We start from the raw sequence: 16460 nt of genomic DNA on the forward strand, positions 1-16460 counted from the left end.
ACTTTAAATCGTTAAAGTAATACATCATATTGATTCATCAATTCTAGTTGTCAGCAAAGGCCGACGTTTGATACATATCAAAAAAAATGCCCCTCATTAATCAATTATTACTCTTTTCATTATTTTTTATCGTTAATTCATTATTCGCGCAAATAATCATATTAATTTCCATAACATAAGGGGATAAAACAACTGAAGCAATTTTACATAACGAAGAATTGACCATTCCCTCACAGTATGCCTTAATGTGAGTATCGCCCATGTCGGGTACACTACAAGGAACCTTTTGTGAGCCAGGTTACCAGCCTACGCAAACGACACCGATTTAACAGTCGCATGATCCGGATCGTACTGCTTATCAGCTTCCTCTTCTTCTTCGGACGCTTCGTCTACTCCGCCATTGGTGCGTGGCATCACCACCAGGACAAAAAAGAATCTCAGCAGCTAACCCTGCCGCAACAGACCTCCCCAGCACAAACAGCCCCACGTTAATCGCTCGCAGACCGCGTTGATGTCCTGACCCTCAAGATTCCTTACCGGATGGCTAATCGTCTGACAGTTAACCATCCGGTAAGGGATTTGTGTTCCCTCCCGTCACTACTTTTATAATGCCACATACTCCCCCAGCAAATCATTTTTTGATTTCCGTACAATTGCGCAATATTTTCGCTCCTCGTCACCACACTATTCGCACTGAGTTACTATGTTTCTGTGTATTGGAGATAATAAACGTAAACACAGTTCAAATAGTCACTCACCGATAGCATTAGTTAATATAAATAACGCACACATTAATATTTAAAATGTAATTACATATATATAAGATTTTGGCTTTTTATATTCAACAAGGTAATACGATGCAGGGTTTTACATTATTCCCGAAAATTCGAAGCGGTATTGAATGACTCACTGGGCACAGCGATGCTATCCAACATCACCGCTGGTGTATTGTTGGTTTCCCTGCGACCTTTCCGCGCCGAAGAAATCGTGCAGATTGGCACTGTCACCGGGACAGTTGAAAAAGTGCATCTTTTCTCAACCACCCTACTCACCGCTGATAGTAAAGAGGTGGTGATCCCTAACGGCAAAATCATCGCTGACAATATTGCCCCCCGTTTCGCCGCACCGACCAGGTCGATTGTCGATGAAAATACGCTGACCGGGGGGTATTTCCTCTGCTGGGCCGCATTAGCGTTGATTAATAGCTTAAAAACCCACTCTTAAATAAAATTTGAAAATTAAATGCTAAAAAGGAGACCGTAAATATCATCATCGTTACATGTTTCCAGGTCTCACATTACAGGCTACAAAAAACAACCTCCCCCCCTCCCCAACATATCTGTACAATACTCTCTATCGTTTTCTATGCGTTATTTATGATGAAGGAATCCATAAAAATGGAACAACCGGTCAAATGTGACCCACATATCCTGTCGTTACTGAAAAAAACCTCCCTCAATCACATAGACTATCTGGTCGACGTTTTGACAGACAACGGCAAGGGCCGGGTAGCATTATCATCGTCCGTTAAGGACTTACTACTCGAAGAGAAGGCAGAACGGGACTACAGCGAGCATGGACTGCGGCATCTGCTACATGAATTGCAGGAATATGGCGGACACTCGCTCGTTAATATTTTCCGCAGTGAGCCGTTGCCTTATTCTGAGTTATTAACCGATGTTCATAAAAAGCTCAATGGCAAAGACAGCAAGAAAAAAAATAACGCCACAAAAGAGCGGGAAATCGTCCTAAGTTTATTTGGTGATGACTGGCAGTCATTAGCCGATCATGAACGTTGGGAGCGCTGCACAGAAACGAAAGTTGTCTCCGGTTTTTTCAAGATGCAGGATAATCTGCGCATCAACGATAAAGGGGTTGTTATCGGCCTGTCAACTGCGGCAAGCGTAGCGGCATTTGCCGCACTCCGCTTACATCCCGTCACTGCTATCGTCAGTACGATTGGCCTTGCTAACCAAACGCTTGGGGAGGCATACCGGGTGACAATTCCGTTCGTTGCCCATATCGCGATGCTCAACATGCTTTACTCGCCCAAAATAGCGCAGTAAAAATACCGTAACTAACCCAGCAGAATTCACCCTATGTCAACTTTAGCGAACAACAATCAGATAGCTGAGCAAGAAGCGGCCTTCGAGTTGGACATCGTCGACGCGCAAAATAATCCCCTGGTGAAAATACACAGCCAGCCTGGATACTGGCAAGATATTGCGCAACAGGACTCGCAGACGGAACTTGATCCCAGCAGCATTTCACTCTTTAACCACTGGCTCAGTAGCGTACCCACCGTCGCCACTGCCGTTGCAGGTAACGCGACACAATTAATGACCTGTTCTTTCGAATACAGCCAACTGGTACAGGCGAAAGATGGCAGCGGAGCAATCGGCGCGGTACTTAATCCAGACACCAACAAAATTGGCGCACAAGCCCGATTTCACGAAGCTGAAAATCTGAAGTCGCTGGTCAATGCCAGCCTGGTTTTTAATATCGCGTCACAACTTCTGGCCCAAAAACATCTTGCCGATATTAATGAGAGACTGCGGATCATCGAACAAAAGATCGATTCGATTAAAAGCCATCTTGAACAATCGCGCCTCGCGAAGATCCAGGCTTTCCATGAACATCTCAATATTATCGGTTTATTACTGAGCCGTAATGACATTATCACCAAAGAGTCGCTACTCAACCTGGCCAAAAGCGCGCAGGAAGTACGCTCGCAGGTTAAGCATCTTGAAAAGGATATCACTCAGGCATATCGAGAAATTGAACAATTTGAACCAACCAGTTGGTTTGGATCTGACGATCTCCGGGAAGCGCTCAAACTGAAAATAAGCAATGTTGAACGGTTGCAGCGTGAGTATCTGACGGGTATGCAATGTTTGTTGGTGGCTAATCTCATCCTGTTCATCAAGCATGACGGCAACCAAGAATTTGTCCTGACAAGCGAAGTATATTTAAAAGAACTGAATGCCAGCAACGGCATATTTCAGCAATGGGAAAAAATAAAACGTAAAGTCGCCCATCATCTCAGCAAGATGAAGCCGTTATTTGAACGAGCAAGCAGCACCCAGGCAAATGCCTTACAGGTAGAACGCAAGCTAAATCAAACGGATAATCTGCTTAACACTGATAACGTTTTACTTACACAACTCGGCGAACGCATCCAGGCAGCCCAATCACCGCAGGTATTGTTAGAGATTGTGGATAATAAGGTGCTGAGAGGTCGCTTTTTGCGTTAGCACACCGACGCTAACTAACCGTCCAGAATTGGCTATACAATACGAGATGTCACGGCTGGAAGCAGCGGCATCTCGCCAACCAAGCGGGTGAAGGCGTGCTGGCTGTGATTTCCACAAATTATTGATATTTGGCAATCGGCGATTAACTTGAAATATACGCTGTAAATTCCGCAAAGAATATATCCAGTTTTAGTAATAAGCAGGACATGGAGTCCCCGAAGCAATCAATATAGATATTCATTATTATTAAATGACTTTATTATTAAATGACTTTCTTTATGACTCGACCTGGTTCGACGATTACGTCAAATTTACCGTCAGGAACTGTGCGCCGCATAGAAAACTCATGAATGTACACAAATAAAAACCCCCTGTAAAAACAGAGGGTTGATTGCAGTTTTACCTGTCATGAAAACTCAGGAAGGGTTAACGGCTTATTCCCACTCAATCGTGGCTGGCGGTTTACCGCTGATGTCATACACCACGCGAGAAATGCCGTTCACTTCGTTGATGATGCGGTTAGAGACGCGGCCTAAGAAGTCATACGGCAGGTGCGCCCAGTGTGCGGTCATAAAGTCGATAGTTTCGACCGCGCGCAGGGAGACAACCCAGTCATATTTACGGCCATCGCCCATCACGCCAACGGAACGTACCGGCAGGAACACGGTAAACGCCTGGCTGACTTTGTTGTACAGGTCAGCTTTGTGCAGCTCTTCAATGAAGATAGCGTCCGCACGACGCAGCAGGTCGCAGTACTCTTTCTTCACTTCACCCAGCACACGAACGCCGAGACCCGGGCCCGGGAACGGGTGACGGTAGAGCATGTCGTACGGCAGGCCCAGTTCCAGACCGATTTTGCGCACTTCGTCTTTGAACAGCTCACGCAGCGGCTCAACCAGCCCCATCTTCATCTCTTTCGGCAGGCCGCCCACGTTGTGGTGAGATTTGATGACATGTGCTTTACCGGTGGCAGACGCCGCAGATTCGATTACGTCAGGATAGATAGTCCCCTGCGCCAGCCACTTCACATCTTCCAGCTTCAGCGCTTCTTCGTCGAATACTTCAACGAACACACGGCCGATGATCTTACGTTTAGCTTCCGGATCGTTCTCGCCTTTCAGCGCTTCCAGGAAGCGCGATTCGCCTTCCACGTGAACAATGTTCAGACCAAAGTGGTCGCCGAACATGTCCATCACCTGCTGGGCTTCGTTCAGACGCAGCAGACCGTTGTCCACGAACACGCAGGTCAGGTTTTTACCGATTGCGCGGTGCAGCAGCATGGCGGTTACGGAAGAATCCACGCCGCCGGAAAGGCCGAGGATCACTTTGTCGTCGCCAACCTGCTCGCGAATACGGACAACGGCATCGTCGATGATTTTCGCCGGAGTCCACAGCGCTTCACACTGGCAGATATCGCGTACGAAGCGCTCCAGCATGCGCATACCCTGACGGGTGTGGGTTACTTCCGGGTGGAACTGCACGCCGTAGAAGCGTTTTTCTTCGTGCGCCATAATGGCGAACGGGCAGGTCTCGGTGCTGGCAACGGTGACGAAACCTTCCGGGATCGCGGTTACTTTGTCGCCGTGACTCATCCATACGTCGAGCAGCGGTTTGCCGTCGGCGGTCAGAGAATCTTCGATACCGCGAATCAGCGCGCTGTCGGTCTGTACCTCAACCTGGGCGTAGCCGAATTCACGCTCGTTAGAACCTTCAACGTGGCCGCCCAGCTGCATTGCCATGGTCTGCATACCGTAGCAGACGCCGAAGACCGGCACACCGGCGTTGAAGACGTACTCAGGCGCACGCGGGCTGTTTGCTTCGGTGGTGCTTTCCGGACCACCGGAGAGGATGATGCCGCTCGGGTTGAACTCACGGATTTGTGCTTCAGTAACATCCCATGCCCACAGTTCACAGTAGACGCCCAGTTCACGTACGCGACGTGCAACCAGTTGGGTGTACTGCGATCCGAAATCGAGAATGAGAATGCGATGTTTATGAATATTGTCTGTCATTTGACGATAATTCCGAGGCAAGTGAAACAATAACAAAACGCCCGGTTTAAAACCGGGCGCGGAAACTTATCAGGAGCCCAAGCGGTAGTTCGGGGACTCTTTGGTAATGGTCACGTCGTGAACGTGGCTTTCCTGGATACCCGCACCGCTGATACGCACAAATTCAGCCTTCGTACGCAGCAGGTCGATGGTACCACAACCGGTCAGACCCATACAGGAACGCAAGCCACCCATCTGCTGGTGAATGATCTCTTTCAGGCGGCCTTTATACGCTACGCGGCCTTCGATACCTTCCGGCACCAGTTTGTCAGCGGCGTTGTCGCTCTGGAAGTAACGGTCGGAGGAACCTTTGGACATCGCGCCCAGGGAGCCCATACCGCGGTAGGATTTGTAAGAACGGCCCTGATACAGTTCGATTTCGCCCGGAGACTCTTCGGTACCCGCCAGCATAGAGCCAACCATGACGGCAGCGGCGCCAGCGGCAATCGCTTTAGCGATGTCGCCGGAGAAACGGATACCGCCGTCGGCGATAACTGGAATACCGGTACCTTCCAGCGCTTCAACCGCGTCTGAAACGGCAGTGATCTGCGGAACGCCCACGCCAGTGACGATACGGGTAGTACAGATGGAGCCAGGGCCGATACCGACTTTCACCGCGCTGCAACCAGCTTCGGCGAGTGCGCGAGCGCCAGCGCCAGTGGCGACGTTACCGCCGATGATTTGCAGGTCAGGATATTTAGCACGGGTTTCACGGATACGTTGCAGCACGCCTTCAGAGTGACCGTGAGAGGAATCGATCAACAGTACGTCAACGCCGGCAGCAACCAGCGCGTCAACACGTTCTTCGTTACCTGCACCTGCGCCTACAGCCGCGCCGACACGCAGACGACCATGCTCGTCTTTACATGAGTTCGGTTTACGTTCTGCTTTCTGGAAATCTTTAACGGTGATCATGCCGAGCAGGTGGAAGCTGTCATCAACAACCAGCGCTTTCTCAACGCGCTTCTCGTGCATTTTGGCCAGCACGACATCACGCGCTTCACCTTCACGAACGGTCACCAGGCGCTCTTTCGGCGTCATGTATACGCTAACCGGCTGGTTCAGGTCAGTCACAAAGCGCACGTCACGACCGGTGATGATGCCAACCAGCTCGTTGTCTTCAGTCACTACCGGGTAACCCGCAAAACCGTTACGTTCAGTCAGTTCTTTTACTTCACGCAGGGTGGTGGTTGGCAGCACTGTCTGCGGGTCGGTTACCACGCCAGATTCGTGTTTTTTCACGCGGCGGACTTCTTCAGCCTGGCGCTCGATAGACATGTTCTTGTGGATAAAACCGATGCCGCCTTCCTGTGCCAGGGCAATCGCCAGGCGCGCTTCCGTCACGGTATCCATTGCTGCGGAGAGCATAGGAATGTTCAGGCGAATCGTTTTGGTCAGCTGAGTGCTAAGGTCAGCCGTGTTCGGCAGAACGGTAGAATGAGCGGGAACGAGGAGGACGTCGTCAAACGTCAGGGCTTCTTTTGCGATACGTAGCATGGGCAATATCTCACCTGGGAGGTTATTAAATATTGCCGCGGCATTATACAGAGCGTAACCGATTGCATCCACACTTTTTTGCAAAAAAACCTTGCGCTCCTCTGTGAGCATGTTACTTTCGACTGAATAACCTGCTGATTTAGAATTTGATCCCGCTCACATGTTATCCTCTCAGACCGCCTCAATTTTTACCGTAAGCCGCCTGAATCAGACGGTTCGTCTGCTGCTTGAGCAGGAGATGGGACAAGTGTGGATCAGCGGCGAAATATCGAATTTCACCCAGCCCTCTTCCGGCCACTGGTACTTCACCTTAAAAGACGATAACGCCCAGGTGCGCTGCGCGATGTTCCGCAACAGCAACCGCCGGGTGACGTTCCGTCCGCAGCACGGTCAGCAGGTACTGGTACGCGCCAACATCACGCTGTACGAACCGCGCGGCGATTACCAGATAATTGTTGAGAGCATGCAGCCCGCGGGCGAAGGGCTATTACAGCAGAAGTATGAACAACTGAAAGCCAAACTGCAGGCGGAAGGGTTGTTCGATCAGCAATATAAGCAGCCGCTGCCCTCCCCGGCCCACTGTGTCGGGGTGGTTACCTCGAAAACCGGCGCGGCGCTGCACGATATTCTCCACGTTCTTAAACGCCGCGATCCGTCGCTGCCGGTAGTTATCTACCCTACCGCGGTACAGGGCGACGACGCGCCGGGGCAAATCGTTCGCGCCATTGAACTGGCAAACGCGCGCGGCGAGTGCGACGTGTTAATCGTCGGGCGCGGCGGCGGCTCGCTGGAAGATTTATGGAGTTTTAACGACGAACGCGTGGCGCGCGCAATATTTGCCAGCCGCATTCCAGTGGTTAGCGCCGTCGGCCACGAAACCGACGTCACTATCGCCGATTTTGTCGGCGACCTGCGCGCGCCGACGCCGTCGGCGGCGGCGGAAATCGTCAGCCGTAACCAGCAAGAGCTGCTGCGTCAGGTGCAGTCTGCCCAGCAGCGTCTGGGCATGGCGATGGATTACTACCTCGCCAACCGCACCCGTCGTTTCACGCAGCTTTTCCACCGCCTCCAGCAGCAGCACCCGCAGTTGCGTCTGGCGCGCCAGCAAACTTCTCTGGAACGGCTGCGTCAGCGCATGAGCAGCGCGCTGGAAAACCAAATAAAGCAGGCGAATCAGCGCCAGCAACGTATGCTGCAGCGACTGAATCAACAAAATCCACAGCCCCGCATTTATCGCGCACAAGCCCGTATTCAGCAGTTGGAATATCGTCTGATGGAGAATGTACGCACACGTATAAGCGAACAGCGAGAGCGTTTCGGCAACGCGGTTACCCATCTCGAAGCGGTCAGTCCGCTGGCGACGCTGGCGCGCGGCTACAGCGTTTCTACCACCACGGGCGGCGGCGTACTGAAACAGATCAAACAGGTCAGCGCAGGCGATGTCATCACCACCCGACTAGCAGATGGCTGGGTGGAAAGCGAAGTGAGGGGCGTAACGGCGGCGAAAAAAACGCGGAAGAAAAAGCCGGTTTAAACCGGCACATACTCCACGCGTTTTTTCGAAATCAGCCCATGGCCATGCTGACAGAAATAATCCACCGCGCCACAAGCTTTGAGTACTTCGAGTGGTTGATGGCACTCTGGGCAACGTGCTTCCAGTTGAAAATCTTTTTGGCAACTCTCACAGCGCGCCGCACCGTTTTGTGGCTCCAGTTCAGCGTGACAATCCGGACAAATGATAGACATTGCAACTCCAGTACAGGGATCGATTCTTGCGTTGAGTTTAACACGCTGTGCTGAATGTCGCCCAGGTCCAACAAAACGTCATACCTCATCAATTGAATGACCGGGGCATAGTTTCTGCCCCGGCATAATCGAGGTGTTATCAGGCGCTGGTTGCCGGTTTAGTTTGCGTATTTTCCAGCATGCGACGAATGGGAACAATAAGGACAATCAGGACCGCGGCGCAGATCAGCAGCGCAATCGAGCAGCGAGCGAAGAGATCCGGCAGCATATCCAGTTGGTCTGCCTTCACATGACCGCCAATCAGACCTGCGGCCAGGTTACCCAGCGCACTGGCACAGAACCACAGGCCCATCATTTGCCCACGCATTCTTTCCGGCGCCAGCAGCGTCATGGTCGCCAGACCGATCGGGCTCAGACACAGCTCGCCAAGCGTCAGCATCAGGATACTGCCTACCAGCCAGAATGGAGAAACGCCCGCCCCGCCGTTGCTGAGAACGTTTTGCGCCGCCAGCATCATCAGGCCAAAGCCTGCCGCCGCACACAAAATACCGATAACGAACTTAGTGATGCTGCTCGGGCGAATGTTCAAACTCGCCAGCTTCGGCCACGCCCAACTAAATACCGGCGCCAGCAGGATGATAAACAGGGCGTTTATCGACTGGAACCAGACCGCCGGAATTTCAAAATCACCGATCATACGGTTAGTGTAGTCGTTGGCGAACAGGTTGAACGAGGTGGGTTTTTGCTCAAACGCCGACCAGAAGAATGCGGCGGAAACCAGCAGGATAAAGCAAACCAGCAGTCTGGCGCGCTCTTTGCGATTCAGGCCGGCAAAGATGAACAGGTAGATAAAGTAGAGCGCAACAGAGGCGGCAATCACGTACACCAGTATGCTGGCAACCGCGACCGGATTAATCACAATCACGCCCTGCGCAATCAGCGTAACGATAATCGCCACACCGACAGCCAGCGCGAGTAGCCATGCGCCCACACCGTTACGCTTCACTACCGGGCTGTTCCAGGTCGAGTCCAGTCCCACTTCGCTGTCGTAGCGTTTCATCGACGGAACGGCAAACACACGGAAGATGATTAACGCCACCAGCATGCCGATACCACCGATACCAAAGCCCCAATGCCAGCCATGGGTTTTAATCAACCAACCGGAGATCAAGGGGGCGATGAATGACCCCATATTGATGCCCATGTAAAACAGCGAGAAACCGCCATCACGACGCGCATCGCCTTTTTTATACAATGTGCCAACCATGACCGAAATACAGGTCTTAAACAGACCGGAACCGAGCACGATAAACATCAGGCCGATAAAGAACAGGTTATTACCCATAATGGCCGAAAGCGCAATCGACAGATGACCAAGCGCAATCAGGATGGAACCGTACCATACGGCTTTCTGTTGGCCGAGCCAGTTATCCGCCAGCCAACCACCAGGCAGCGCGGCGAGATACATCGTACCGGCAAAAATACCCACAATCGCCGAGGCGTTTTCACGCGCCAGCCCCATGCCGCCGTCATAGACGGTAGCCGCCATAAACAGGATCAGTAATGGGCGAATGCCATAAAACGAGAAACGCTCCCACATCTCTGTGAAGAACAGCGAGCCGAGCGGATAAGGATGGCCGAAGAAAGTTCGGCTTTCTTTTTGATTAACAGAGGATAGCATAATTCTCCCGAAAGTTATGTCGTCGTGCGTGTATACACCGCATGTACGCCAGCCAGTTACGTATCTGACCGATTTTTTACATGCGGCGAAAAGTTATTTAACCATTTGATAACCTAAGACTAGTTTTGTCTAGTACCAACCCCCGGACTTTAAGATGAAAACTCGACAAATGTCTACTTTCTTAGATTTAAACTTGGTAAAAAACGAATAGTGATTGACATCGCACGGTCAGAAGCTGGCGATGGAATACCGAAAAAAAACCCGCGACAAGCGCGGGTTTTTATCAACATCAGCAACGATTATTTGCTTTTTTTAATGTGCTTAATCAAACGTTTACGTTTACGCATCTGGGTCGGCGTCAGCGTATTACGTTTATTCGCAAACGGGTTTTCCCCTTCTTTGAACTGAATGCGGATCGGAGTCCCCATCACGTCCAGAGTTTTGCGGAAGTAGTTCATCAGATAGCGCTTATATGAATCCGGCAGATCTTTCACCTGATTGCCATGAATCACCACGATCGGCGGGTTATAACCACCGGCATGGGCATATTTCAGCTTCACGCGACGACCACGTACCAGCGGCGGCTGATGATCTTCTACCGCCATGGTCATGATACGCGTCAGCATCGCGGTACTAACGCGACGAGTGGAGCTGTCGTACGCTTCGCGGACCGATTCAAACAGATTACCGACACCGCTACCGTGCAGCGCAGAGATAAAGTGTACGCGCGCAAAATCAATAAAGCCCAGACGGAAGTCCAGCGTTTCCTTGACCTGCTCTTTCACTTCCTGCGTCAGGCCGTCCCATTTGTTGACGACAATAACAAGTGAGCGCCCACTATTGAGGATAAAGCCCAGCAGCGACAGGTCCTGATCGGAAATACCTTCCCGCGCATCAATCACCAGCATGACCACGTTGGCATCTTCAATCGCCTGCAGCGTTTTGATGACTGAGAATTTTTCTACCGCTTCGGTAATTTTCCCGCGCTTACGCACGCCAGCGGTGTCGATCAGCACATATTCACGTTCGTCGCGTTGCATCGGAATATAAATGCTGTCACGCGTGGTCCCTGGCATGTCGTAAACCACCACGCGGTCTTCGCCGAGGATACGGTTAGTCAGTGTGGACTTACCTACGTTCGGACGCCCGACAATCGCCAGCTTGATCGGCAGATCCTGCGGGTTGAAGTCGTCTTCAGGCTCTTCTTCACCGTTTTCTTTGGCTTCCAGTTGCGCCCAATATTCCGCATCTTCATCGACTTCTTCCTGCGGTGCAACGTCATCCATCCACGGCAGCAGAACATGCTCCAGCAGGCTGAGAACGCCGCGACCATGGGAGGCAGCAATCGGATAAATTTCACCCAGACCCAGCGAGTAGAAATCAACAACCGCCTGATCGGGATCCAGTCCGTCCGTTTTGTTGGCCACCAGGAACGTCGGTTTCTGGCGTGAACGCAGATGTTTAGCAATGGCTTCATCCGCTGGCATCAGGCCAGCACGCGCATCCACCATAAACAGTACAACGTCCGCTTCTTCGATAGCCAACAGAGACTGTTCAGCCATGCGGGTTTCAACACCGTCTTCCGTACCATCAATACCGCCGGTATCAATACAGATAAACTCGCGGCCTTCAATTTCCGCACGACCGTACTTACGGTCACGAGTCAGACCCGGGAAATCCGCAACCAGCGCATCTCGGGTGCGAGTTAGACGGTTAAATAACGTGGATTTGCCAACGTTAGGGCGCCCGACAAGCGCGACCACAGGTACCATGTTTAAAGCCTCATTTAAAAAATCATCAGACAACGCGCACATTTTTGCGCCGTTGTTAAAAACAGTAAAACGGCCCCTGCACCAGGAGCCGTTTTTCAAAGCGAGCGGCCAGGACGATTAACGCGTAATGGAGTACAGCGTACCGTCTTTCGCCTGGATCAGCAGTTTACCATCCGCAGAGACTGGCTCGGTCAGGAAACCGGAGCTGTCGACTTTCTGCTGGGCAACAAAGCGACCATCTTCAACGTTAATCCAGTGCAGGTAGCCTTCGCTATCGCCCACAACCAAATTGCCGTTATACAATGCCGGAGACGTCAGCAGACGGTGCAACAGATCGCTTTGCGTCCACAGCGTCACGCCGCCGTCGGTAGTCAGCGCCAGGATGCGGTCGTTTTGATCGACCAGGTAGATACGGTTTCCATCGACGATGAAATCATTTACCGAGCCCAGTTCACGTTTCCACATAATCTGGCCACTGCGCAGATCCAGCGCGGTCAGGTTACCATTATAAGCCAGCGCGTAAACAACGCCATTGACGATAACCGGCGTGGTATCAACGTCACTCAGACGATCGATTTCCGTTGGGCCTGTCGCCTGAGAAATACGTTGCTGCCAAATCATCTGGCCCTGTTGCATCAGCACGGCGCTTACGCGACCGTTATCACCACCAACAATTGCTGCGCCAAAGGCCGTCGCAGGGGCAGATTCGCCACGCAGAGACAGGGATGGCATGTCGAGGTTAACAGTCCACTTGATGGCGCCGTCAGCTTCGTTCAACGCCTGCAATTGACCGTTGCTGGTGTGGATTAATACCATGCCATCGCTCACAACCGGACGGGACAGCGCTTCACCGGCAACTTTCGTTTGCCATGCGGTGGTACCGTCGCTGGTATTCAACGCATAAACCTGCGCTTTTTCACTGCCAATGTAAACATGACCACCGGACACGGTTACGCCGCCAGAAAGCTGTGCAGATGCACGGGAGAACCAACCGTCTTTCTCACCCAGATTAACAGACCACACTTCTTTGCCGTCGTCTGCGTTCAACGCTTTCACGACACCTGCGCGATCGGCTGCATAGACAACGTTATCCGCCAGCGCAGGATGAAGATTGGAATAGAAATCACCAATACCGTTGCCCACGGAAGTGCTCCAGTCCGTAGACGGAGTAAACTGGTTTTCAACCACCGGTAATGGGGACATCTTAACGACATCTTCTTCGCCACTAAACAGTGAACAGCCGCTCAATAGGGTAACGGAAAGCAGCCCTGGCAGAAGTAATTTACGCAATTGCATCGGGTCCCTCTCAGATGGACAAATTATTGATTTTCATCTGCATCATTTCGCTCAGAGCAGGAGAGGCATCGCTTTTCACACCCGCTTCCCATGCGCTACGCGCACCTTGTTTGTCGCCCTTGCTCAGCAACGCTTCACCGCGCAGATCGGCAACAATGGCCGTCCACCCTTCACCTTTAATGGTGTCGAGTGTTTTCAGCGCGGTATCAGCCTGTTTAAGCTGCACCTGAACACGAGCCAGACGCAGGTTAATCACCGCTTTGAGATTCTCATCGCTGGTTGCAGCCAGGCCTTGTTGCAGCTGGCTTGCAGCTTTCTCAAGTTCATTTTGGTCAACAAACTGCTGCGCAAGTTCCAGTGAAGCTAACGCGCCGTAGGTATTTTTATTCTCTGCTGCAAATTTCTCTGCCGCAGGAATGCTATCCGCTTTACCCGCGCTAACCGCGGTCACCGTATTTTGGTATGCCAGAGAAGCAGAGCGTGCGGACTCCGTCTGATGGCTGGTCCAGTAACGCCAGCCAACCAGTGCGCCAACCCCTAAAATTATCCCAACCGCCAGCGCTTTGCCGTTTTCGGCAAAGAAGCGTTTTACCGCATCAACCTGGTCGTGTTCGTTCTCGTAAATTTCCACGCTGTCCTTCTCCTTAGCCCAGTAGAGTGCGCAAATGCGCGGCAACGCCATCCTGCGCTACTGCTGTTTGCTCACCAGAGCGCAAATCCTTCACTACAACAGTACCGTCAGCCACTTCGGACTCACCCAGTACCAGTGCAACGCGGGCGCCCCACTTATCGGCACGGGCAAACTGTTTCTTAAAGTTGCCGCCGCCGTGGTTGGTCATCAGTTTCACACCAGGAACTTCATCACGCAGACGTTCCGCAAGCCGCATTGCCGCCGACTGCGTGTCTGTGCCTGAAGCAACCAGGTATATATCGACAACAGGGGAGGCAATAAATTCCGGATTCACTGCCTGAACTAACAAAACAAGGCGTTCCAGGCCCATGGCGAAGCCCACAGCTGGCGTTGCACGACCGCCCAGTTGCTCTACCAGACCGTCGTAACGACCACCGGCACACACGGTGCCCTGCGAGCCCAGACTGCTGGTAACCCACTCAAATACGGTGCGGTTGTAGTAATCAAGACCACGAACCAAACGCTGATTAACGGTGTAGGCAATCCCTGCGGATTCCAGTAGTTTGCACAGACCCGCGAAATGCTCGCGAGAGTCGTCATCGAGATAATCACCCAGCGCAGGTGCGTCGTTGAGCAGCGCCTGCACTTCTGGGTTTTTGGAGTCAAGCACGCGCAGCGGGTTGGTGTACATGCGACGCTTGCAGTCTTCGTCCAGTTTCTCTTTATGCTGTTCCAGATAGGCGACCAGCGCATCACGGTAGTTAGCACGGGCTTCAAGCGAACCAATTGAGTTCAGCTCCAGGCTAACATGTTGAGAAATACCCAGCGCGCGCCACCAGCGAGCGGTCAGCATAATCAGTTCAGCATCAATGTCCGGCCCCTGCAGGCCAAACACTTCGACACCCAACTGATGGAACTGACGATAGCGTCCTTTCTGCGGACGTTCGTGGCGGAACATCGGCCCGATATACCACAGACGCTGTTCCTGATTGTACAGGAGACCATGTTCAATGCCGGCGCGTACGCAGCCCGCAGTCCCTTCAGGACGCAGAGTCAGGCTGTCGCCATTTCTGTCCTCAAAGGTATACATCTCTTTTTCAACCACGTCGGTAACTTCACCGATCGCGCGTTTGAATAACGGGGTCTGCTCTACAATCGGCAAGCGGATTTCACTGTAACCGTAGCTACCGAGCACGTTTTTGAGTGTGCCTTCAATGCGCTGCCAGATGGCGGTTTCGCCAGGCAGATAATCGTTCATGCCGCGAATGGCTTGAATGTTTTTTGCCACGTTTATTCTCTTTATGAATATAAAAATGAACCCTCAGCGCTAACCCGAACAATGCGGGCGCCATGCGGGTTCAATCATACACGGGAAGCACGCCGCTTCCCATCACGTTGTTATTTTTCAAGCTGCTGCACGTCGATACGGCGCGCTTCGTCCAGGATACTCGCTTTAGCGCGAATACGGGCTTCAAGCTGTGTGATCATATCGTCGTTGTCGAGTCGGTCCTTACGCACACCGTCTTCGTACAGGCCGCTTTTCTTGTTACCGCCCGTCACGCCAAGCGTAGAAACCAGCGCTTCGCCAGGACCGTTTACCACACAGCCGATGATCGAAACATCCATTGGCGTAATGATATCTTCCAGGCGTTGCTCCAACGCGTTAACCGTACCGATAACGTCGAATTCCTGACGTGAGCAGGTTGGACAAGCGATGAAATTGATCCCGCGCGCGCGAATGCGCAGCGATTTCAGAATATCGAAGCCCACTTTGATCTCTTCCACCGGATCGGCAGCCAGAGAAACACGCAGCGTATCGCCGATCCCTTCTGATAGCAGCAATCCTAAACCGATCGCGGATTTCACCGCCCCGCTACGTGCGCCACCGGCTTCGGTGATCCCCAGATGCAGCGGTTGATCGATCTGTTTCGCCAGCAGGCGATAGGATTCTACGGCGAGGAAAACGTCAGAGGCTTTAACGCTGACTTTGAATTGATCGAAGTTCAAACGATCGAGGTGATCCACATGACGCATAGCGGATTCCAGCAGCGCCTGCGGCGTCGGTTCACCGTATTTTTCCTGCAGATCTTTTTCCAGCGATCCGGCGTTTACACCGATGCGGATAGGAATATTTTTATCACGAGCGCAGTCTACTACCATACGGATGCGCTCTTCATTACCGATATTGCCTGGGTTGATACGCAGACAGTCAACGCCGTATTCCGCCACTTTCAGCGCGATACGGTAGTCGAAGTGAATATCGGCAACCAGCGGGACATTAACCTGCTGTTTGATAAGCTTGAACGCTTCTGCAGCATCCATTGTCGGTACAGAGACACGAACAATATCTGCGCCTACGCGTTCCAGCGCTTTGATCTGATTAACCGTCGCTTCCACGTCAGTGGTGCGCGTATTGGTCATAGACTGTACGGCGATGGGCGCGCCATCGCCGATCGGCACGTTCCCAACGTAAATGCGTGTCGATTTTCTACGTTGAATTGGAGCCTGGTTATGCATTAAAAAATCTCCCGC

13 protein-coding genes and 1 pseudogene are annotated in these 16460 nt (G+C 52.1%); 5 read left to right on the forward strand and 9 right to left on the reverse strand.

Going from position 1 to position 16460, the window contains the following annotated elements:
* Positions 1–288 precede the first annotated feature (288 nt).
* From OOJ59_RS15440 to OOJ59_RS15455, 4 genes and pseudogenes are all read left to right on the forward strand, one after another.
* Positions 289–492: a YfgG family protein gene (locus OOJ59_RS15440; RefSeq protein ID WP_071888163.1), complete on the forward strand. Its 204-nt coding sequence runs from the start codon at positions 289–291 to the stop codon at positions 490–492.
* A 432-nt stretch (positions 493–924) separates the two neighbouring features.
* Positions 925–1140 (forward strand): annotated as a pseudogene (locus OOJ59_RS15445) (mechanosensitive ion channel domain-containing protein); the annotation flags it as partial.
* A gap of 257 nt (positions 1141–1397) precedes the next feature.
* Positions 1398–2066, forward strand: coding sequence for a hypothetical protein (locus OOJ59_RS15450; RefSeq protein WP_160956107.1), 669 nt, complete (start codon positions 1398–1400; stop codon positions 2064–2066).
* 33 nt (positions 2067–2099) lie between these two features.
* Complete coding sequence (locus OOJ59_RS15455; protein ID WP_160956108.1) at positions 2100–3254, forward strand: hypothetical protein; 1155 nt, start codon at positions 2100–2102, stop codon at positions 3252–3254.
* Between the two features lie 434 nt (positions 3255–3688).
* Here the strand turns inward: OOJ59_RS15455 and guaA are convergent, their stop codons facing one another.
* Together guaA and guaB are read right to left on the reverse strand one after the other, a co-directional pair.
* The gene (gene guaA, locus OOJ59_RS15460; protein ID WP_038642595.1) at positions 3689–5266 is read right to left on the reverse strand and encodes a glutamine-hydrolyzing GMP synthase; all 1578 of its coding nucleotides are present in this window, start codon (positions 5264–5266) and stop codon (positions 3689–3691) included.
* A 69-nt stretch (positions 5267–5335) separates the two neighbouring features.
* Positions 5336–6802: an IMP dehydrogenase gene (gene guaB, locus OOJ59_RS15465; RefSeq protein WP_038642597.1), complete on the reverse strand. Its 1467-nt coding sequence runs from the start codon at positions 6800–6802 to the stop codon at positions 5336–5338.
* A gap of 160 nt (positions 6803–6962) precedes the next feature.
* On the opposite strand from guaB, the gene xseA reads away from it, so the two are divergent.
* Positions 6963–8336, forward strand: coding sequence for an exodeoxyribonuclease VII large subunit (gene xseA, locus OOJ59_RS15470; protein WP_160956109.1), 1374 nt, complete (start codon positions 6963–6965; stop codon positions 8334–8336).
* On the opposite strand, the gene OOJ59_RS15475 is transcribed toward xseA, so the two are convergent.
* From OOJ59_RS15475 to ispG, 7 genes are all read right to left on the reverse strand, one after another.
* Entirely contained in the window at positions 8333–8548 is a 216-nt protein-coding gene (locus OOJ59_RS15475; RefSeq protein WP_074458516.1) for a zinc ribbon domain-containing protein, read from the reverse strand. The two genes, xseA and OOJ59_RS15475, sit on opposite strands and share 4 nt — an antisense overlap.
* Positions 8549–8687: 139 nt before the next feature.
* Entirely contained in the window at positions 8688–10229 is a 1542-nt protein-coding gene (locus tag OOJ59_RS15480) for a peptide MFS transporter (RefSeq protein WP_160956110.1), read from the reverse strand.
* 299 nt (positions 10230–10528) lie between these two features.
* On the reverse strand, positions 10529–12001 hold the full coding sequence (gene der / locus OOJ59_RS15485) for a ribosome biogenesis GTPase Der (RefSeq protein ID WP_038642605.1): 1473 nt from the start codon (positions 11999–12001) through the stop codon (positions 10529–10531).
* A 117-nt stretch (positions 12002–12118) separates the two neighbouring features.
* Entirely contained in the window at positions 12119–13297 is a 1179-nt protein-coding gene (gene bamB, locus OOJ59_RS15490) for an outer membrane protein assembly factor BamB (protein ID WP_069324460.1), read from the reverse strand.
* Between the two features lie 10 nt (positions 13298–13307).
* A complete protein-coding gene (locus OOJ59_RS15495) occupies positions 13308–13928 on the reverse strand; it encodes a YfgM family protein (RefSeq protein ID WP_038642608.1) in 621 nt (206 codons plus the stop codon).
* 13 nt (positions 13929–13941) lie between these two features.
* A complete protein-coding gene (hisS, locus tag OOJ59_RS15500) occupies positions 13942–15216 on the reverse strand; it encodes a histidine--tRNA ligase (RefSeq protein ID WP_069324459.1) in 1275 nt (424 codons plus the stop codon).
* A gap of 110 nt (positions 15217–15326) precedes the next feature.
* Positions 15327–16445 (reverse strand): flavodoxin-dependent (E)-4-hydroxy-3-methylbut-2-enyl-diphosphate synthase, encoded by a 1119-nt coding sequence (gene ispG, locus OOJ59_RS15505; RefSeq protein WP_016154000.1) that lies wholly within the window; start codon positions 16443–16445, stop codon positions 15327–15329.
* Positions 16446–16460: the final 15 nt, after the last annotated feature.

The organism is Citrobacter sp. W9 (assembly GCF_026719375.1).
GTDB classification, from domain to species: Bacteria; Pseudomonadota; Gammaproteobacteria; order Enterobacterales; family Enterobacteriaceae; genus Citrobacter; species Citrobacter werkmanii.

Coding starts and splice junctions, on each gene's coding strand:
- OOJ59_RS15450 (WP_160956107.1), top strand. CDS start 1,398: ATGGAACAACCGGTCAAATGTGACCCACATATCCTGTCGTTACTGAAA.
- OOJ59_RS15455 (WP_160956108.1), top strand. CDS start 2,100: ATGTCAACTTTAGCGAACAACAATCAGATAGCTGAGCAAGAAGCGGCC.
- guaA (WP_038642595.1), bottom strand. CDS start 5,266: ATGACAGACAATATTCATAAACATCGCATTCTCATTCTCGATTTCGGA.
- guaB (WP_038642597.1), bottom strand. CDS start 6,802: ATGCTACGTATCGCAAAAGAAGCCCTGACGTTTGACGACGTCCTCCTC.
- xseA (WP_160956109.1), top strand. CDS start 6,963: ATGTTATCCTCTCAGACCGCCTCAATTTTTACCGTAAGCCGCCTGAAT.
- OOJ59_RS15475 (WP_074458516.1), bottom strand. CDS start 8,548: ATGTCTATCATTTGTCCGGATTGTCACGCTGAACTGGAGCCACAAAAC.
- OOJ59_RS15480 (WP_160956110.1), bottom strand. CDS start 10,229: ATGCTATCCTCTGTTAATCAAAAAGAAAGCCGAACTTTCTTCGGCCAT.
- der (WP_038642605.1), bottom strand. CDS start 12,001: ATGGTACCTGTGGTCGCGCTTGTCGGGCGCCCTAACGTTGGCAAATCC.
- bamB (WP_069324460.1), bottom strand. CDS start 13,297: ATGCAATTGCGTAAATTACTTCTGCCAGGGCTGCTTTCCGTTACCCTA.
- ispG (WP_016154000.1), bottom strand. CDS start 16,445: ATGCATAACCAGGCTCCAATTCAACGTAGAAAATCGACACGCATTTAC.